This window comes from Tamlana crocina, from assembly GCA_040429635.1.
Classification (GTDB): domain Bacteria; phylum Bacteroidota; class Bacteroidia; order Flavobacteriales; family Flavobacteriaceae; genus Flavisericum; species Flavisericum crocinum.
In genome coordinates this window covers 1,564,775-1,585,131 of sequence record CP158972.1, presented here as the reverse complement: position 1 = coordinate 1,585,131, position 20,357 = coordinate 1,564,775, and the positions used below count along the sequence as shown (strand labels likewise).

The 20,357-nt window shown below is 38.8% G+C and carries 17 protein-coding genes; 10 read left to right on the top strand and 7 right to left on the bottom strand.

Going from position 1 to position 20,357, the window contains the following annotated elements; all coding sequences use genetic code 11:
• Positions 1–7 precede the first annotated feature (7 nt).
• From ABI125_07190 to ABI125_07165, 6 genes are read left to right on the top strand one after another with little or no spacing between them, the layout of a single operon-like run.
• Positions 8–1,243, top strand: a complete 1,236-nt coding sequence (locus ABI125_07190) for a peptidoglycan-binding domain-containing protein (GenBank protein ID XCF07637.1) — start codon at positions 8–10, stop codon at positions 1,241–1,243.
• Positions 1,244–1,259: 16 nt separating this feature from the next.
• Positions 1,260–1,610: a hypothetical protein gene (locus tag ABI125_07185; GenBank protein XCF07636.1), complete on the top strand. Its 351-nt coding sequence runs from the start codon at positions 1,260–1,262 to the stop codon at positions 1,608–1,610.
• Positions 1,611–1,614: 4 nt separating this feature from the next.
• Positions 1,615–3,219, top strand: a complete 1,605-nt coding sequence (locus ABI125_07180; protein ID XCF07635.1) for an FAD-linked oxidase — start codon at positions 1,615–1,617, stop codon at positions 3,217–3,219.
• 24 nt (positions 3,220–3,243) lie between these two features.
• Positions 3,244–3,915, top strand: coding sequence for a hypothetical protein (locus tag ABI125_07175; GenBank protein XCF07634.1), 672 nt, complete (start codon positions 3,244–3,246; stop codon positions 3,913–3,915).
• A 20-nt stretch (positions 3,916–3,935) separates the two neighbouring features.
• Positions 3,936–4,949: a hypothetical protein gene (locus ABI125_07170; GenBank protein ID XCF07633.1), complete on the top strand. Its 1,014-nt coding sequence runs from the start codon at positions 3,936–3,938 to the stop codon at positions 4,947–4,949.
• A 26-nt stretch (positions 4,950–4,975) separates the two neighbouring features.
• Positions 4,976–5,386 carry a hypothetical protein gene (locus ABI125_07165; protein ID XCF07632.1) on the top strand — a complete coding sequence of 137 codons (411 nt, stop codon included), beginning with the start codon at positions 4,976–4,978 and terminating at the stop codon, positions 5,384–5,386.
• 255 nt (positions 5,387–5,641) lie between these two features.
• On the opposite strand, the gene ABI125_07160 is transcribed toward ABI125_07165, so the two are convergent.
• Entirely contained in the window at positions 5,642–7,108 is a 1,467-nt protein-coding gene (locus tag ABI125_07160) for an aminoacyl-histidine dipeptidase (protein XCF07631.1), read from the bottom strand.
• Between the two features lie 272 nt (positions 7,109–7,380).
• Between ABI125_07160 and ABI125_07155 the strand changes: the two genes are divergently transcribed.
• Complete coding sequence (locus ABI125_07155; GenBank protein ID XCF07630.1) at positions 7,381–8,448, top strand: DUF3810 domain-containing protein; 1,068 nt, start codon at positions 7,381–7,383, stop codon at positions 8,446–8,448.
• On the opposite strand, the gene ABI125_07150 is transcribed toward ABI125_07155, so the two are convergent.
• Together ABI125_07150 and ABI125_07145 are read right to left on the bottom strand one after the other, a co-directional pair.
• Positions 8,449–9,249 (bottom strand): DUF6503 family protein, encoded by an 801-nt coding sequence (locus tag ABI125_07150; GenBank protein ID XCF07629.1) that lies wholly within the window; start codon positions 9,247–9,249, stop codon positions 8,449–8,451.
• An 81-nt stretch (positions 9,250–9,330) separates the two neighbouring features.
• Positions 9,331–10,719, bottom strand: a complete 1,389-nt coding sequence (locus ABI125_07145) for a T9SS type A sorting domain-containing protein (GenBank protein ID XCF07628.1) — start codon at positions 10,717–10,719, stop codon at positions 9,331–9,333.
• A 38-nt stretch (positions 10,720–10,757) separates the two neighbouring features.
• On the opposite strand from ABI125_07145, the gene ABI125_07140 reads away from it, so the two are divergent.
• Positions 10,758–11,579: an RNA methyltransferase gene (locus tag ABI125_07140; GenBank protein XCF07627.1), complete on the top strand. Its 822-nt coding sequence runs from the start codon at positions 10,758–10,760 to the stop codon at positions 11,577–11,579.
• A gap of 87 nt (positions 11,580–11,666) precedes the next feature.
• Positions 11,667–12,899 (top strand): M48 family metallopeptidase, encoded by a 1,233-nt coding sequence (locus ABI125_07135; protein XCF07626.1) that lies wholly within the window; start codon positions 11,667–11,669, stop codon positions 12,897–12,899.
• A gap of 83 nt (positions 12,900–12,982) precedes the next feature.
• Here the strand turns inward: ABI125_07135 and ABI125_07130 are convergent, their stop codons facing one another.
• A complete protein-coding gene (locus ABI125_07130) occupies positions 12,983–13,834 on the bottom strand; it encodes a PPK2 family polyphosphate kinase (protein XCF07625.1) in 852 nt (283 codons plus the stop codon).
• Positions 13,835–14,007: 173 nt separating this feature from the next.
• On the opposite strand from ABI125_07130, the gene ABI125_07125 reads away from it, so the two are divergent.
• Positions 14,008–14,736 carry a hypothetical protein gene (locus ABI125_07125; protein XCF07624.1) on the top strand — a complete coding sequence of 243 codons (729 nt, stop codon included), beginning with the start codon at positions 14,008–14,010 and terminating at the stop codon, positions 14,734–14,736.
• Between the two features lie 321 nt (positions 14,737–15,057).
• Here the strand turns inward: ABI125_07125 and ABI125_07120 are convergent, their stop codons facing one another.
• The 3 genes from ABI125_07120 to ABI125_07110 form a co-directional block, all read right to left on the bottom strand.
• Positions 15,058–15,528, bottom strand: a complete 471-nt coding sequence (locus ABI125_07120) for a hypothetical protein (protein ID XCF07623.1) — start codon at positions 15,526–15,528, stop codon at positions 15,058–15,060.
• A 105-nt stretch (positions 15,529–15,633) separates the two neighbouring features.
• Entirely contained in the window at positions 15,634–18,615 is a 2,982-nt protein-coding gene (locus ABI125_07115; protein ID XCF07622.1) for a T9SS type A sorting domain-containing protein, read from the bottom strand.
• Positions 18,616–18,708: 93 nt separating this feature from the next.
• A complete protein-coding gene (locus tag ABI125_07110) occupies positions 18,709–20,280 on the bottom strand; it encodes a T9SS type A sorting domain-containing protein (GenBank protein XCF07621.1) in 1,572 nt (523 codons plus the stop codon).
• Positions 20,281–20,357 lie beyond the last annotated feature (77 nt).

Here is a 20,357-nt window from a genome sequence, read left to right as displayed (position 1 = left end):
GTAAACTATGCCCGTGTTATATTTAGGAAGTTGCGACGCCGGAAAACGGCCAAACAGCCGAACCGCTTATTTAAAACCCTACCATACCGACGGGCTTTTAATAGGAAAAGTATCGTTTCGTGATGACGACCGCACCAAGTGGCGTTCCTTTCGCGAAAGCAGCGGCAACGATGTGCTACAATTGCAAAAATTTCTGCACGGTGCCGGTTTTATGCCCCGTTGTGCTTTTGATGGGGTGTTTGGTTATGTTACCCAAGCAGCGGCGAGGTTGTTTCAAGAGTATGTCCGAAGCACGGAAAACGTTCCGAGCATGGTTCCAGACGGCATTGTGGGTTCTGGTACTTGGTCGCATATCCACCGCTGGATTCAAGAAGGCAAAGTTTCAGAATGGGGAAAGCACTCGGCCAGTAATCCAACTCCGAAATATACCCATTGGATGAATTTGCTCAACCAAGCCAAGCAACATTACGTGGCCAATCCCGGGCCAATTTTAAAGCATTTGAACAGCCTTTCAAAAACCTACGCCACTAAAAAACCAAAAGATTGGGATTTTAGTAGCAACAACATCCACCTCATTGGGGTACGTCGCAAGCAGACCGAAAGCACCACTAGGCGGGATAATGACGACCTGTTTTTCCTGCTGATTAATGGGATGGTGTTTACCTTTTGGGGCTCTACCGACCCCAGTGTTGCCATGGCCCAACGGAAAGATGAAGCTTTTTTAATTGAAGGACAGCATCTGTATCGGTTTGGGTGGCATAAAATTTCGGTGGAAAAGAAAATATACCGCGCCCTGAAACCTGCCGACCACAACGGCGTGATGATTATCCGAGATTGGGACAACGACAATGCCTTTACCAACAACGATATAAAAGTAACCGACAGCCAAGGTAAATTGAAAGGGCTACGAGTAAACCCTTCCATCAATATCCATTGGACGGGTGTTGGGCGTTCCAACTTTTCGGCCGGATGCCAAGTCATTGCCGGAAAAAGTTACCTGAACCATAAAAAAGAACTTCAGGATTGCTCAAAATTTGCATCAACCAGTTATGGCGAACTTACAGATTCCGATAAAAAAACCAAAGGCGCTTACAACGTTTTTACCGATTTGGTGCTGTGCTACGCCCCACCAAATGTTACCCAATTGCACTATACCCTTGGGCGGGAAGAATCTTTGGATTTGTCGGCCAACTTTGGCGGCGATTTCGCTTCAAAAACCTTAAATCTTTTAAAATCTGTTTAAAACCATTCAAAAGAAAATGAAAAAACACATCAAAATACTCGCGCTGATTTGCATCTGTTTTTTATTCGTTTCCTGCTATTCCGTGAGGCTGCGAAGCATTAACGGTACTCCGCAACCCGATCCTTTAATGAGTCGAGACGATTACTATCGGGGCATGCAGGTTGTGGAACTCGACACCGTGATTAAAATTGACATAACCTCCAAAGATTTCACCTATTTAATTAAGGAAACCGATGCCTGTAAAACAGGAAAACTGCACACGGTAGAATTCAAAAACACCTTTGGAGGGTCGCTGTTGAGCGTGGTTACCTTAGGAAGAAAACGCAAAATGAAAGTAAAATACGTTTGTATGAAACCCACAAATTAACATTATGGCCACCACAAAAACACATAACCTAAAAGAATGGGACACCCTACATAATAATGGGCCATTTCCGCTGAAAAAACTCTACATCACCGAACTGGAGGGGGATGGGAACATGCCGAACAAAATAGACCGTTACAATGATGCCTCCAAAGAAATCCAAAGGTTAATCAAGGAAACCCGCGAGGCCAATCACGGATTTAGGGCTTACGGTTCGGCGTGGTCCATGAACAATATTGCACACCACCGCGACCGCATGCACTACAATGGGTTTATGAACCTTCACATGCCCATTGAAAATAACAACTGCCATGGCAGCACAACTTTTGAAGCTTCCAATTTGTTTTTGTTTGAATGTGGCACGACCATAAAACGGATTTCGGAAGTGCTTTCCGCCCACGGAAAATCGTTAAAAACCACGGGCGCCAGTAACGGACAAACCATTGCGGGGTGCATTTCTACCGGCGTACACGGCTCTGCACTTGGAGTTGGTGCTGTACAGGATTATGTTGTGGGCATCCATTTAATTACGGGGCCAAACGAAACCGATAGCGTCTATTTGGAACGACAGTCCGCACCCGCGCTTAACGATGCTTTTGCTGAAAAATTCAGTAAAAAGATAATCCGTGATGATGATTTGTTCAATGCCGCTTTAGTCGGACTGGGTGGTTTTGGCTTCATCCACAGCATAGTGATTGAGGCCGAACCTAGATTTCTGCTGAACCGTTATGTAAAAAAAATTGACAAAAATGTAGCTCTGAAATTGGCCGATACGATGGATTTTAAAAATTCAACCTTCAAAATTCCAGAAGAAACCACTCCCGACGGCCATGGCAAAATACCGTACCATTACAAAGTATTCATCAACCCCTACAGCAACGAGCCCGAATATGTGGTGGAACTGATGTACAAAGCGCCGTTTAAAACCGACTACAAAGACCCCTTCCCCATTATCAAACAATCGCTTTACCGCGATTTGATTTATCTGTTCACAAAAATGGCCGAAAATTTTCCGAAGAGTATTCCGTGGTTGGTAAAACGTCTTCGAAAATCCATTCTACCAAAAGTGGACGAAAATTTAACGGGTACCGTGCCCGAAATTTTCTGGGATGCCCCGTATCAAGGGCCTGCTTTTGCCTGTTCGGTGGGGATTGACCATAAAAACTCATCGAAAGCCCTAAAATTATTGGCCGATTTAACCAAAAACGAAGGCCCTATTCCAGGTATTTTCGCCATGCGTTTTGTAAAGCAAACCCAGGCCACCTTGGGCTTTACCAAATTCCCAATTACCTGTGTCCTGGAAATTGATGGCGTGCTATGGAAAAAAACGCGAAGAATTATGAGCCTTAAAGAATATTCGAGGCGTATTATTGAAGTTTTGCAAAAAAACAACATTCCGTTTACACAACATTGGGGCAAAAATAGTGATTGGGCATTCCCAAACTTGGTTAACGACATGTACGGCGAAAGTGTAGTAAACGAATGGAAAACACAACGGAAAAAATTACTTAGCGATGAGATGCTCACTTTTTTTTCAAATGATTTTTTGAATAGCACTAAACTTTCCGAAAAGGTTACAGGAATGGACACTGATGATGATTTAATTGTTTAGTCCATAATTTAAAACCATCGAGCCATGGAAGAACAAGAAAAAGACACTGCCAAATTCCCACACAAAACCCTAATTTGGGCGGTATTTGGCCTAATCGCTATATTTTTATTCAAACCGGAATTAAAATTATTGATTTCGCACGCCGAAAATGTAAGCGTTTTTGGAGTGGAGATTACGGCCAGCAGAGAAAAAGTACGAAAGCTGCACGATTCCATTCAAAATTTTGAAAGTACCATCGCCGATTTATCGAACCAACTGACCAATCAACAAGATAAACTAAAAAATTTAGACAAGCTTAAAACCAAACTTGAAAACGATTTGGCCGAATGCCCTAAAGCCAAAGAAGCTTCGGCCTTACTCAACAAACAGGTTAGGCAACTGTCAACCACCAACCACGAATTAATCAACAAATCAGATCAATTGGCCAAGTCCAGCATTTTAACGGTAAACCCAGACATTTTTAAACTGAACACCTATACTGTAAAACTCGTTTTGCCTTCAAACATGATTGGCGCCGATATTTATGTCGATTCCAAAAAAGCAACGGTTGTAAAAACATCGGGGGTTTATGCCACAGTTAGAGTTATTAAAAAAAACGACAGCCACAAATTCGATATAAAATTAGGAAACAAACGATGCAGTACACAGCGGCTCATTACAGAAAACAATACACAAGTCCCCATAATATGTAATTAAACAAATCAATACTTTAAAACATGGCACAGTATCTCAACATTTTGGTTAAAACATTTGGCTTTATAGCGTGCATCACGGTATATTTATCTACCAACCTGTTTGCCCAAAATAGCAACGTGTATGTTTGGGATTTTAAAACCAGCGAACCTGCCATTAAAAAATTTGCTTCAAAATTCACCGACGATTTCGAAACCGAACTGATAAAACTGGATAAGTATACCGTGCTACAAAGGCGAAACCACAATCTGGTTTTGGCACATCGGGATATGGAAAGCGAAATTTCAAACGTAAAAAACTTGCCAACCGAAACCGTGGACCAACTTAAAAACCTGAGAGCCGAAACGGTTATTTTCGGGCAATTGATTGACGATGTAGATGGCCATGTTTATGAAGTATCTGTTTTTTTCCAGAATTTGGAAAATGGCGAAATCCCTAAAAAAGAAAGCATCATTATTGAAAAAACTTCAATCAATAATAATTCCGCCCGAAAAAGGTACATGAAAGACCTTATAACCAAACTTCATTTCAAGGAAATTTTGGAGGCTAAAAACGAACAGTTCAGAATCATTTCAAAAAAATTGGACACCTACATTGTAAAGGCTAAAGATGTGCATATCGCATTTCGCGACATTATAGATATCGCCCTAAAAAACGAAGCATACTTTGAAGAACTGGAAACCATAATAAACGCCTACAACAACATTTTTATTGATTGGAATGACAACGGTGAAAACTACCTTTTAAGTTTTGAATCGGTTTGGGGTAGTAATTACGGAAGAGAATTGCAATCTATTTACGATGATATGATTAATGACATTCATAAAAAACACATTCTTAAATTGAACAACGTTCGAAAAAAAATATTGGATTATCGGGCAAATCAAAACAAAAGGGAACGGGAAAGACTGAAAGAAGATATCATTTGGAATTCAAAAAATTCATCGATAGGTTTAAATACCGCCATAGATAATTTTGAAGACCAAATACAGCGGTTTTATTTCAACCTAAAGGAAGATTTAAGAACCAAACCATAAAGATTGACCATTTAAAACCAAGAGATATGAAAGCATTTTATTTTATTAAAAAATCGGTAATAATTGGCCTTTTAAGCCTTATTGTGGCATGTGGCGCCGAAACGATTGCCGCCATTGTTTTTATACCGGCTTTTACCGCAACCTGGCCCGTAGAGGGTGGAGACGGCTATGCCTTTTCCATACAAAGTAACGACGAAGGAAAAGAAATGGGCTTAATATTTGGTGCTGAAAAGAACTACCCAAACGATACTGATGGAGATGATAACCCTTTAGAAGGAAAGTTTGACGGTCTTGACATTGAATTTACCGTAACGAGAGATGATGATTCTAAAGTTAAATTTACGGGTAAAATGGTTCCAACAAGCAACGAAGACCATCAAATTATTAGATATAATTTGAGTTCTACCGAAGGAGATATCGTCTTAAGTTTTGATTGATGCAAAATGATTATTTGGGTAATTGTGCTTTGATTTTAGGTTAAAAACCTGTTTTTTCTAATTAAATCAAAATCTTACTACAAAATTGATTTATAACAAAAAAAGCATTATTTAAATGTTTCTTTTTAGAGGCAGATTGGGGTGCTTACTTTATGTTTCACTTAAAATAATGCTTTTAAAATGTCTTCATTCCATTTATTCAAACTTAAGAAAAGTATCGATTAAAAACAAATAAATCCGACAAAAAGCATTAAGTTATATTTTCATAGAAGGAATATTCTTTAAAACCTCCAAAACAAATGTCCAATATTTTTGCACCGACGAAATCTGTGCTCGCTCATCTGGCGAGTGTGCGCCTTTAATGTTGGGACCAAAACTAATCATATCCATTTCGGGATAGTTTTGCCCTAAAATACCACATTCCAATCCGGCATGGCAAGCGGCCACATGTGGTTTTTCTCCATTTAGCTTTTCGTATAGCGGCACCATAACTTTCAGGATTTTTGAATCCATGTTAGGTTGCCAACCGGGATATTCACCTGAAAATGCAACCTCACAACCCGTAAGTTCAAAAGTGGCACGGAGTGTATTTGCCAAATCCGTTTTAGAACTTTCCACTGAAGAACGGGTTAAACAAGCTACTTCTATTTTCCCCTCTTTTACCAAAACGCGTGCTATATTATTAGACGTTTCCACCAAATCGGGCATATCGGCACTCATACGGTACACACCGTTTACGGCGGCATAAACCGCTCTGGTAAATCCTTCCTGAACGCCTAAGTCCAAAATACGTTCTGGCGTTTCGGTTTTTGAAATTTCAATGGTTAAATCGGGGTCGGTAGTTTTGAATTCTAATTTGATGATTTCTGAAAGCTGTTTGATTTCAGATAAAAAGCGCTCCTCTTTAACGGCATCAACAGCAACAATCGCCTTGCTCTCACGCGGAATGGCGTTTCTTAAACCACCTCCTTCAATTTCTGAAATGCGGAGCCCGAAATGTTCAAACCCATCAAACAATAAGCGGTTCATTATTTTATTGGCATTGCCTAAGCCTTCGTGGATTTGCATTCCAGAATGCCCACCCTGTAAACCTTTTACCTTAATTTCGTATCCTATCTTGAATTCGGGTGTTTCTTCTTCCTCATAATTTCTTGTAGCCGTAACATCAATTCCGCCAGCACAGCCTACACCGATTTCATCGTCTTCTTCGGTATCGAGATTTAATAAAATACCGCCAGAAAGGAGTCCGCCCTTTAAACCCATGGCACCCGTCATCCCTGTTTCTTCATCAATGGTAAACAGGGCTTCAATAGCGGGATGCTGAATATCGTCGCTCTCTAAAATGGCCATAATGGTGGCCACGCCCAAACCGTTATCGGCGCCAAGGGTAGTGCCTTTGGCCCGCACCCAATCGCCATCCACATACATGTCGATGCCTTGGGTATTGAAATCGAAAACGGTGTCATTATTTTTTTGGTGTACCATATCGAGATGCGATTGCATTACCACCGTAGTTCGATTTTCCATACCGGGAGTTGCCGGCTTTTTTATAATTACATTGCCCACTTCATCAACAAGGGTCTCCAAACCTAAACTTTCACCAAAGTTTTTCATGAATGCAATAACCCGTTCTTCTTTTTTTGAAGGTCGTGGTACGGCATTAAGATCGGCGAATTTATTCCACAGTGCGGTAGGTTGAAGTTGTCTGATGTCTTGGCTCATTATTTTCGATATTTTTATTTGGACAAAGGTAGCAAAAAGGCACGGACTTATTTCGCTGCTCCTGATTGCAGCGGTATCCTTTATAAAATAAAATATACTGAAATGTTTGGGCTTGGATTAAGTTTGAAAAGATAGCCACGCCCTATTGGCTCGCTATGACATTTTTATAAAGATAAAGCGGAAAGCAGGAACAAACCTTTATAAGTTTGCGACGGTGAATGGGCCACAATTAAAAATATTTGCAAAGGCATAATTTTGTTTATTTTTGGAACATGTTGAAGAACAAGAAAAACCTACTGGCGCTGTCGTTGGTTCCGCAGTATTTTTTGGTGAAACTGATGGCGCTTTTCTCCGAATTTATTGAACGGTTTTACAGTAACGGCCTGTATCCCGTAATCTCGAAAATTTTCAGGTATACATTGGGCTGGTTGCCGTTTTCCTTTGGCGATGTGGTATATGCCATTTCCATAATTTATATAGTGAGGTGGTTGATAAAAAACCGAAAACGCCCACGAAAAGACACCCTAAATTGGCTGCGCGATGTGGCTGCAGCATTGGCCGTGGTTTACTTTGCTTTCCATGTGCTTTGGGGGCTAAATTATTACCGTTTGCCTTTACACAAAAACTTAAATTTGGAAGCCGATTATACGACTGAAAAATTGGTTTTGGTCACTGAAAAATTAATTAAAAAAGCCAACGGCATCCATTTACAAATTGCTGAACACGATAGTTTAAAGGTTGATATGCCCTTTAGCAAAAGTGATATTTTAAAGGAGGCGCCTATGGGTTACGACCAATTGAAAAAACAATTTCCACATTTAGAGTACCACCCTAAAAGTGTAAAAAAATCGTTGTTTAGTTATCCTTTAACCTATATGGGCTTTAGTGGTTATTTAAATCCGCTTACAAATGAAGCACAGGTTGACGGACTGATTCCCTCCTTTAAATTCCCCACAACCACAACCCACGAAATTGCCCATCAATTAGGTTATGCCGCCGAAAACGAAGCCAATTTTATTGGTTGTTTAGCTGCTATAAATCATAAAAATATTTACTTTAATTATTCGGGATATACCTTCGGGCTACGATTTTGCTTAAATGAAATTTATCGTCGGGACGAAGCGCTTTACGAAACCATGGTTGAAACCGTTAACCCAGGAATTTTAAAGAATTACAAAGAGGTTCGGGAGTTTTGGGATGAACACCAAAACCCTGCCGAACCTTTTTTTAAATTATTCTACGGTAATTTTCTAAAAGCCAACCAACAGAGCAAGGGTATGGAAAGCTACAATTATGTTGTGGCCCTACTGGTAAATTATTTTGATGGCATAAATTTATAATTACTCTAAAACAGTAGCACCTTCGGGCACTTCAAACCACTCTGTATTTGGTTTTTCGGAAGATACCGATACCTCTGTAAAATGGTTTTCGCTATGTATTGTAGTAGGCAGATTGTTTTCGTAATTATACCTAACCATGGTTTTAGGGAGCAACAGGTCATTTACCTCTAGCCAATCGCTATATTTTCTAAAATGAAGTTTAGGCTCCTTTTCTCCTGTAAAAAATGTAACAGTATAGCCCAACCATTCCATTTTATAGGTTTCGGGGTTGAAATACAAAACATATTCATCCTCTGGCGATTCGCCTATCCCGCTATTATAGGATATTTTTATTCCGGGGTAGGTTTGCCCTTCGAACTCCAAAGGTTTTGCTTCACTGTAAATAATACCATCATCGGCCAAAACGAATGGCATGGCATAGAAATAGAACATTAAATTATAGTAGAATTTAGCATCGCCTTTGTACTCAGCATCGCTTTTATTTAATAGCCAAGCTTGTTTACCATCAAAGCCAATAGCGTGCTCTGGCATATCGATAAGCGACTTCCTGTTTTTTAAATTTACGGTGGTTACTTCTTTTCCATTGGGTTTTTCCATGGTAAAAGAGAGTGACTTCATTTTGTTCCAAGTATCAAGTCCGCCATGGGCATCAAATACTTTCACCAAAGCCTCTGGATACTTTGAGGGTTTGTCTTTCTGCTCGGCGGCAGTTTCGGGTTTTGTCTCTACGGTGGTTTCGGATGTTTTGTTCTTACAGGATAAAATAAATAGTGAAATGGATAGTAATACTAGTTTTTTCATTTTTATTGATGTTTATTCGTTTGACGAAAGTAACAGCTTTTAATTACATGAAAATGGGCAAAACTCATAATCAATAAATATCTATTGTACCATTAGTTTTCCTACTAAGGTTTTACTGCCATCTATTACCTTAACAAAATATAAACCTCTTTTTAATTGTGAAATGTCCAATTTTATTGATTTACCCGTGTTATTCTTTTCTATTTTGATTATTTCCTTTCCCTGAAGGTCAACAATAGCCACTTCAACCGAAACACTATTTACCTGTTCATTTAATTGTAGGTAAAAATGGTTTTTTGCTGGGTTGGGGAACAATTTAAAATTAACGACCTCAAACTCCTCTGTTTCAAGCGCAACACTAACGTCTAAATAATCTGGAATGTTGTTTGCATTTGTATCATCATCTAATGGTGTTCCATTATTATTGTAATCTTCATCCTTAGTCAAAACTCCATCACCATCATCGTCATCATCTAAATAATCAGGAATAGTGTCTAAGTCAGTATCATCATCATCTAGATTGTTATTTTTATTAAAATCCTCATAACTATTAATTATATTATCATTGTCCAGATCCCGACAATCCTGAACAATTAAATCCAAACTAGTTATTTTATAGCATCCGGTTGAACTAAACGTTGCTCGTGCATAAACCGTTTGTGTGTATGCAGTTGTATTTGTATATAACTCTGGTAATTTTTTGCCATTATAACTAAATGAGGCTGCATCGCTAGAAGTTAAATGATATGTGATAGTCGCCTGACTTCCATCCAAAATTTCATCATTCTTTTCCATTAAATCAAATTCAGAAAAACCATCGGCATTATCATCACATAACAAAAAAGGAGTTGGTTTTTGAATTTCTGGATTCGACCTTACTTCCAAATGCAAATATGTGATCTTATAACACCCATATGAATTTTCTTGTCTTAAATACACCATATCACGATGAGGAGTTGTATTATGATAAGGCAATGTTAGCGGTTTTATTCCCTTAATTGCATCTTCTCTTGTTTTATGAACAGTACTTGAATTATCAACACCTAAATCATAAGTTGAGAAAGCCGTAATACCATCACTTTCATTATCATCACATTTTATTACATCTAACCCCCCTCCTGAATCAGAAAACCCCACAAAATATAACTCAAAAGATGTAAAATCATAATTACCGGTATCGACACTTGTTACTTTAGCATAAATTGTAACAGGTAAATCATCAATGTTAGCTCCGTAAAAACCATCTAAAGATTTGTCATTGTGCACGTCATAATCCGACAAATGGTATGTTACAAGATACTCACTTGAGTTTTGTCCACCTAAAACTTGATCATTTAAAACTGTTAAATCAAAAACTTCAAAACCGTTATGGTCACTGTCACATGTCCAAAGGTCATATGGTTTATTAGCAACCTGTGAAAAAACAGAAATAGATAGAACGAAGAAAAAGAAAAGTAAAGTTTGTTTCATATTTATAGTAAATTTGCAGAACCAAACATAGTAAATAATTGACTACAAAATTTATTTCCAGCGCACAAAACCCAATTATTCGACAACTGGTCCAATTAAAAGACAAGTCACGCGAACGTAAAAAATCGGGTACGTTTTTAATTGAAGGTGGGCGTGAAATCGAATTGGCCATTAAGGGCGGTTATGCATTGGAAACCGTGTTGTTTTGTTCTGAATTATTTTCAAAAGAACAATTAAACGAATTTTTAAATGTCAGGTTGAGCGGAGTCGAAACCCACAAGGACAAGATTGAAATCTCACAAGAAATCTATCAAAAATTAGCGCACCGTGGTACAACCGAAGGTATTTTGGCCGTTGCAAAAAGTAAGTCCCATTTAGTTAAAAATTTAGTTTTCAATACTGAAAACCCATTGATTTTAGTGGCCGAAGCCCCTGAAAAACCCGGAAACATTGGAGCTTTGCTACGCACTGCCGATGCCGCAAATGCAGACGCCGTAATTATTGCCAACCCTAAAACCGATTTGTACAACCCAAACATCATCCGCTCTAGCGTGGGCTGTGTGTTTACTACTCCCATTGCCATGGGAACGACCGATGAAATCATTTCGTTTTTAAAATCAAAACACATTAATATTTACTGTGCCGCTTTACAAGCTTCGGTAGATTATCATACGCAGGATTTCACAAAACCCACGGCCATTGTTGTAGGCACAGAGGCCACTGGATTAAGTGAAGCGTGGCGACAACATTCTACCCAAAATATTATCATCCCCATGCAAGGGGAAATTGACTCGATGAACGTTTCGGTTGCCGCAGGAATTCTTATTTTTGAGGCCAAAAGGCAACGAAATTTTGAATAACCTTGTCATTACTGTGGATAATTAAACAGATTGCCGCGTCGTCCCGATAACTATCGGGACTCCTCGCAATGACACCAAAAAACAAACATGACCGCAAATACCCTATTTTATATTATTATAGCCATAATCGTTATCAATTATTTGGTTGATAAAATATTGGATTCCTTAAATGCTAAACATTTTAACGACCAACTGCCCAAGGAAGTTGAAGATGTTTATGACGAAGCCGAATACAAAAAATCGCAAAATTACAAAGCCACCAAATACCGTTTTGGATTGATTACTTCGACATTTTCGGTGGCGCTAACGCTTGCTTTTCTAATTTTCGACGGGTTTGAATGGGTAGACAACATTGCCCGTAGCTATAGCAGCAATCCCATTATTGTGGCTTTGATTTTCTTTGGAATTATCATGATTGGTAGCGATATTTTAACGACTCCGTTTTCGTATTACAGCACTTTTGTAATCGAAGAAAAATTTGGATTCAATAAAACAACCTTAAAAACCTTTATTCTGGATAAAATAAAAGGTTGGCTGATGATGGCCATTCTTGGTGGTGGTATTTTGGCGCTTGTAGTTTGGTTTTATCAAATTTCGGGGAGTCTGTTTTGGCTGTATGCTTGGGGCTTAATTACGGTTTTTTCGGTATTTATGAATATGTTTTATTCTAAAATAATTGTTCCGCTGTTTAATAAACAAACCCCTTTGGAAGAAGGCGCTTTACGCGATAAAATTTCGGCATACGCCCAAACGGTGGGTTTTAAACTCGATAAGATTTTTGTGATTGACGGCTCGAAGCGTAGCACAAAAGCAAACGCTTATTTTTCAGGTTTTGGAAGCGAAAAACGGGTAACGCTTTACGATACTTTAATTAATGATTTGGAGGACGAAGAAATCGTGGCTGTTTTGGCACACGAAGTGGGGCATTATAAAAAGAAACATATTATTTTCAATTTGGTGGTTTCGGTTTTAACCACAGGCGTGATGCTTTATGTGCTGTCATTGTTTATTTCTAGTCCGTTGCTGTCAAACGCTTTGGGGGTTGAAACACCAAGTTTCCACATTGGTTTGGTGGCTTTTGGTATGCTCTATGCCCCAATTTCTGAAATTACCGGATTGATTATGAATTGGTTTTCCCGAAAATTTGAATACGAAGCTGACGACTATGCCAAAAACACTTATAAAGGTGAACCACTGATTACATCTTTAAAAAAACTGAGCAAAAACAGTTTGAGCAATTTAACGCCGCATCCGGCTTATGTGTTTATGCACTACTCACATCCTACTTTATTGGAACGCATCAAAAACTTACGGAAGTAAGTTCTGCGTTAGTGATTGAAGCGGCATCCTTTTTGAGGCACGAAAAAAAGATATAGCGTAAAGCGCGTTAAAACGCCCAAATACTACTCATTTTCCAATTGCTTTTTATAAGCTTCAATATTGGCTTTAATATCATCGTGCAGTTCTGGCTCTTTTATATCGGCATAGGCACTCAAGGTATCGTACAAAGTTTTCGCCACCAAATACCGCGCGGTGGGCTTATCATCGGCCGGAATGGTGTACCAAGGCGCATGGGGTTTCGAGGTTTTGTTTATGGCCTCTTCATAACAATGCTGGTATTGGTCCCAAAGCTCCCGCTCTTCAAGGTCGCCGGGCGAAAACTTCCAGTTTTTTTCGGGCTTGTCCAATCGGCGTAGCAATCTGTTTTTTTGTTCTTCTTTAGAAAGATTTAAAAAGAATTTAAAAATGATGGTACCATTTTCAGCCAAATGCTTTTCGAAATTATTAATTTGCTCGAAACGTTTTTCCCAAAAAGTCTCGTCAATGTCGTCAATAGAATTAACATTCGGAATTTTTTCGCCCAAAATATATTCGGGGTGTACACGTGTTACCAAAACGTTTTCGTAGTGCGTTCGGTTAAAAACCCCAAATTTACCCCGTTCGGGCAGGGCTAAGTAGTGGCGCCAAAGGTAATCGTGCCCCAATTCTTTGTCGGTAGGTACTTTAAAACTGTGTACCATAACTCCGCGGGCGTTAAAATCTTTAAATATTTCGCGAATCAAACTATCCTTACCCGCGGTATCCATCCCTTGCAAGCATACCAAAACGGCATATTTATCGTGCGCATACATGGTATTTTGCCAATCGCCCAATTTCTTCCGAATTGATTTAAGCTTCTTTTTAGCGTCGTGAATTTCAACTTTTGTTTTAGTATTTTTCAGTTTTATGGGAGAAGTGACTTTGTATTTATCCATGCTTAGCGTTTTATGGGAAGCTTAAATATAAAAAATGTATCGGATAATGGGCTGCGAAAATCTAATTTCATTCCCATTGATTTTTACAATGCCCCAATTTCGATAAACGGCACAGGTGTTTATACATATTTTCATACTTTCGCCCAACCTATTTATGTAACCAACCCCAAACCATGAAACATTTTTATTTTCTATTCTTTCTATTTTCGTACGTAATAACGTATGCCCAAACCCATTGTGACGAAGCCAATGGCTATTTAGTGAATGCCTATTCGCACGTAAAGGATTCTTATGAAGCCAATAACATTAGCCATTTAAAATATTATGCCAACCGATCGTTGGAATCGTTTAAGCTGTCGAAGAAAAATCTTGTCGAATGTGGTTGCACAACAGCACTTTCCCTAGTAAAAAAAGGTATTGACCATCTCGCTATGGTTGAAACGGCTGAAACTTATGAGGACGGCCGTTTTTTTGTGAAACGCGCCCGCGAAATTGCAAAAGAAAGTATTGTTGAATTGGATAAATTCACCGCTTCCTCCAATAAAAACAAAGAATTGACTGCGTTGGAGTTTGAACAAAAACAGCTTGAAGAACAACAATTGGCACTGGAAAAAAAGGAAGAAGCATTAAAACTGAAATTGGCCGCGCAGAAGTTAAAGTCGGAAGTTTTTGAAAAGGAAAAAACAATAAAACATTACAAATCAATTATTGCTTCAAATATTAAAACCTTTAACAGTACATTGCAAGTTTGTGATTGCAAGCATAGTTTGCTGAGTTATGATGACAAAGAAACTGGCCTTCAACAGAAAAACATTTCAGAAATTAAAGACCATTATCTGAATGATTTAGAAAAGTTAACCAAAAGCTATCTAAGCACTTTGGCTTCTTGCGATAAAAATTAAAACTTGGATAAAAAGTCAATTACATCAGAAACAGAATCTAAATCAAGGTTCTGTTTTTTTATTGACACTAAACACCAATAATAAAATATTAATGACTATAAGAATGCTGAGTACGAGTAGTAATTTCATCTTTAGCTTGGTTTAGTATTTACTAGATGCAAGCTTTTTAAAAAGGTTGCGTGGAAAATGAAAATATTTTTGGTTTAACAATTGGGCGGCCTAAATTAACTTAAACCTAACTTCAAAAAAGAAAATAAATTGTGTTTAGACCGCCCAAAATGACTAACTCAAATAACAAATTAATTTTATTAGATAAAGCAGTTAGTTGCAGCTTACGCCATAACCACCAACAACTACGTCAATTGAACCATTAGCATCTAAATTTGCTTCTAGGATAAACTCGACGCCGTTTATGGCTATGGTGCAGGTATTTGGCGAAATATCTCCTAAATTGTGTGCATACAGCGTTACGTAGTTAAAACCATTACTGCCAAAATTATAGATTGTTGAAATCGGGTTAAATGGCCCGTCAAGCACCTGTTGATCAACAATAACCTCGCCATTGGCAATAATAGAAACAATATCGTTGTCTATCTGCCCGTGGTCCCAAACTTCTATGGTTGTTTCCCTAGTCGATATTTCCATACACCCCAGATAAGTGTTTTCCCTTCCTAAATTGGTTGTTGGAATGGTTGATGTTTCGTTTACAACTACTGGATCTTCTTTTTTCTCGCACGATAAAAGAAACGTTAGAATGCATAATAGTGCCAAGGTTTTTTTAATAGTTTTCATAATTTTTGTTTTTATGGATTAATAGCTTCATAAATTTAGCTATATGTACCAATGCAAAAAATCCCCGATAGTGGGGATTTTTGAGTTAAAACAGCCTTTATTCCATCACTTTTTTACCATGCGTTTTTTTATGGTTTTTCCGTTTGTTTTCACCTGTAGCATGTACACTCCCGTATTTAAACTTTCAATATTAAAAACGCCCCATTGGGTTGCTATCTGTTTTTTAAAAACCTCTTTTCCGCTCATATCAAAAATGGCTACATAGGCATTGTTTTGGCCTTTTAATTTTATGTTCAATACAGATGTTGTTGGGTTAGGATAAATACGCAACTGCTCCAATTGCTGTTCTTCCGTGCCCAATGTGCCCACGTTTAGGGTTATAAATGCTCTTCTAATTACAAAATCTGGGGTATCTGTATTTGTAATTTCGCAATGATAAATGCCGCTATCAGAAGTTTGGGCATTGTTGATTACATAGGTGTCAGAATTACCGTTTTCGGTTATTGCCACATTATCTTTAAACCATTGATAAGTGTTCTGGGCCACAACTGTTTTGGTTTTCATCCCTTTTGATGCTATTGGCACATCGGTTACAGTTAGCGTAATGTCGCTTCCTACGCCAATGTTAGTGTCTTCGGGTAAATCTTGGGTAAATTGTGGACTAAATTGAAAATCGGGAATATTGGCTTTATAGGTTTCCAGTTCGTCTGCAACATCAGAAAATTCAAAATAATTGTTGTATATATGAAGTAGTTCCAGCGGCAATGCGGTCAAATCGGGAAAATCTCCGGAATAGGCACTGGTATTATCGCCCCAACCGGGGCCAATAGAGCTATGCAAATGTAAGTGTTTGAGTTTTGTTAAATTAACTAAAGAAGCCGGTATGCTTCCAGATAAACCACTTTGGTTAAGCCAAAGCGTTTCTAGGTTTACCAAGTTGCCAATTTCTGTGGGTATACTGCCAGAAAAGTTATTTGGCGCTAAATCCAAATAGGTGAGTTTGGTAAGATTGCCAATTTCTGGAGGGATGTTTCCTGTTAGTTCGTTGCCCCAAAGACTTAAATAGGTCAACTCGGTTAAGTTACCAATTTCCGGGGGTATGCTGCCCGTTAAATTGTTGTTGCCAATATTTAGGTCAACCACTCTATTATTTACAACATTGTAGATGCCATGCCAGGTATTTAATGGTTTTGTGGTATCTAGCCAATTAGTGTTGTTTGTCCAGTTCTCACCGTTCGTACTGTTGTACAAAGCTACCAGGGCATTGTAATCTGGACTGGATGTTGGCGGTTCGGCAAAATGGAAAAACCCGCTTCTAAGTATTAAACCTGGCACTAAACTACTGTTTATCTCGTAAAAATAATACCACTTGTAATCGTCTGTATTGTTAATCGTTACATCAACCGACATTCCCGCAGATACAAAACCACCATCACTTCCATCGGCATTCATTCTATACCAATTGTAACTGTTTTGGCCGCCGCTTACCAGTGAGGCATTTAAAGTTTCGGTTTGGCCTATTTCCAAAACCGAATTTACATCTTCGCCAACATATTTTTGTGGCGAATAAATGAATTGGGATATATTATTTTGGTATGAAGCAAACTCATTTTCAAAATCGCCAAATTGAAAGTTGTTGTTGTCAATTACAAAATTGGTTAGACTATTTAAGCCCGATAGGTCTGGAATAGTGCCTTCCAATTCATTACCGGATAAATATATCCACTCCAAGTTTGTGCAATTTTGGATGGATGCCGGAATGCTGCCGATAATGCCATAGGTATAGTACAAGACTAACTGACGCAGTTTGGTTAAATTTCCAATGCTTGACGGAATCTCTCCGGTTATAGATGATGCCTGTATCCAAAAGGTTTCAAGTTCCGTTAAATCACCAATTTCAGAAGGAATTGAACCTGAAACGTTGTTTTGGTAGCCAAGGTCTATACCCGTTACCCGCCCGTTGGTTTCGGTAATGCCATACCATGACGAAATGGCTTTTGTGGTGTCCAACCAGTTCGTGCTATCAGTCCATTGATCGCCATTCAGGCTGTTGTAAAGGGCCACCAAAGCATCAAGATCAGGGTGGTTAGAAAAATCAGGGGTTTTACTATAAACGGTTGATGTTCCTCCTATAAATATTTTCCCCTCACGGGAAGTCTCTAGTTCCCCCAACAGAATCCCATTAAATTGGGGCTCTACAGTCCAAGTGACTCCATTGTCTTCCGAATACGACAATGTTAAATTATTAAGATCTCGGCTTATACTATAATATCGCTTTTCACTAGGCTCATATTCTATAATATGATTTAAGTTTTGTATGTTGTTCCCAACCAAATTCCAGGTTTGTCCGCCGTCAGTAGTTGCGTAAAGTTGATTTGAAGTATTATCATTAAACACAACGATGCCATTCATATTATCCTTAAAACTGAAGTTTACGTTCGATTGCGAATTAAAAGGTGTTGCTATCTCAACCCAAGTAATGCCTTGGTCGGCAGTTTTAATAATCGTTCCGGCACCAGTTAGAAAATAAGCCGAATTACCCACAATTTTTAAATAGTTGCTGGAATTGAGAGACCATGTACCTACTGAATTCAAGCCGGAAGATTGGTTGTACCAAGCTCCAAAATAGTAAACATACAATTCCAACCCGTCGCCCATGGCAAAGCCCTGATCAGCACTCCAAAAATGGACTTGGTTAGGAAAAGATGCACCACCATTAAATATTGTCGGCTCCCTAAGCCAAGTTGTACCTGCATCTGTAGTTTTATAAACTCCTACTAAATTTGCATCGTCAGCCAACGAAACAATAACATAAGCTGTATTGGCATCAACCGCACTTAACACGCCCAAGTTAAAATTGTTTTCTGAAAACAAAGCTGGGAAATTTTTATGCGTCCAGGATTGTCCTCCATCCGTTGAAATTGAAAATCCGTTGGGTGTACCCTGTTGGTCCATGAGCCAAATTACATCATCATTAACCACCGAAATTTCATTGATTAAATCGGCCTGTTGTGTAGATGATGTTATCCAGTTTTGTGCACCAACAAAAGTGGTGCATAAAAGGAAAAAAAGTAATAACCGTTTCATAATAAGAGATTTTAAGATTAATTAATAGCATTTTAATTTATCGAAATACTCGATGCCAAAACATCACCAATAGTTGGTATTTTTAGGTTAAGGTTACTGTTTTAAGATGCGCTGGTTTACCACTCCATTTTTTGAATAGATTCTTAAAACATACAGCCCTTGGGGAAGGTGGGAAATGTTTGCCGTGTTGTTGATTGGCTTTGATGTGGAAATCAACTTTCCTGTTACATCAAAAATTTCAATCCCTTCTATTTTTTGGTTGGTTTTGATGTTAACATTCCCTGAAGTTGGATTTGGAAATACGCTTACCCTATGCTGCATAAATTTATTTTCTTCCAAAGAAAGTGTACTATTGTTCACTTTAAAAAGCCAGTAATCAGAATCGCCATTTGGGGCTTCGGTATTGTCGCCAGATGCCTCGTCAACATCGCTGACTATTATAAAATGGCCGTCGCTGGTTTGCAATACTTGTTGGGGAAACTCGTCTGATCCTGTACCAAAAGTTTTTTCGCCCACCAGATTGCCGTTGCTGTCAAGCTCTACCAACCAAATATCGTCTCCGTTACTGCTTTCGGTTTTATCCCCTGAAATATTGGATGAACTTGTACAAGCGAACACATAGCCGCCACCGGCCTTTTTAAATCCACTGGGCTCGTACTCAAAACTATCGCCTCCCAATGTGCTCTGCCATTCTATGGTGCCCGTGCTGTTAATCTTCAACACCCATAAATCGCTCTCTCCTTTACTGTTTTCGGTTTTGTCTCCCCCGATGTTAGAATCGGAATCTCCGGCCAAAATGTATCCGCCATCATCGGTAGGCATCAGAACAGTTAAAATGCTTATGGCTTCTGAAGTGCCTCCATAGGTTTTTTGCCAATCTATAGTATTGCTGGCATTTATTTTAATTACCCAATAGTCTTCATTATTGCTTGTATTTATGGTTTTATCACCCGAAATCCCCGATTCGGCAATTACCCCGAGTATATATCCGCCGTCGGCCGTCAGCTCAATAACGGTGGTTTCTTCATCGGCATCTCCTCCTAGTGTTTTATCCCAGGTTTTCGAGCCTGAACCATTGGTTTTTACAACCCAAACATCGGTAAAACCTCTGGAGTTTTCAGATTTGTCTCCAGATATATCGGAATCGGAATCGCCTACAACCATTAAATCGTTTGTAGGTGTTTCTCTTAATGAAACAGCGTACTCGTAACCCGACCCGCCTAAGGTTTTATCCCAGATTATGGTTCCGGTACTACTGATTTTTACGAGCCAAAAATCTGAATTGCCTTTTGAGTTTTCAGACTTATCTCCAGATATATCTGAATCGGAATCGCCCAGAATAACAAAACTACCGTCGGCTGTTTCAATGGCGGTTACGGCATAGTCGTCACCACTTCCTCCATAGGTTTTATCCCACTGCACAACGCCGCTGCTGTTGGTTTTTACAATCCAGTAGTCTGCCGCTCCTTTACTGGCCTCGGATTTATCTCCTGAAATGCCGGATTCTGAGCTTCCGATGAGCATAAAGCCTCCATCTGAGGTAGGGATCACATCTTCAATATGATCAAACGAATTTCCCCCTATGGTGTTCTGCCATATTATCTGGGCATTTAGGTTGAAATGAACGGTAACAGAAAAAATGATAAAAAGTAGTATTGGTTTCATAACTTGATATTTTATTGATTAATAGCTTTTTCGAAGTTATAGAACTACTTAACATAAAAACATCCCCATTATTGAGG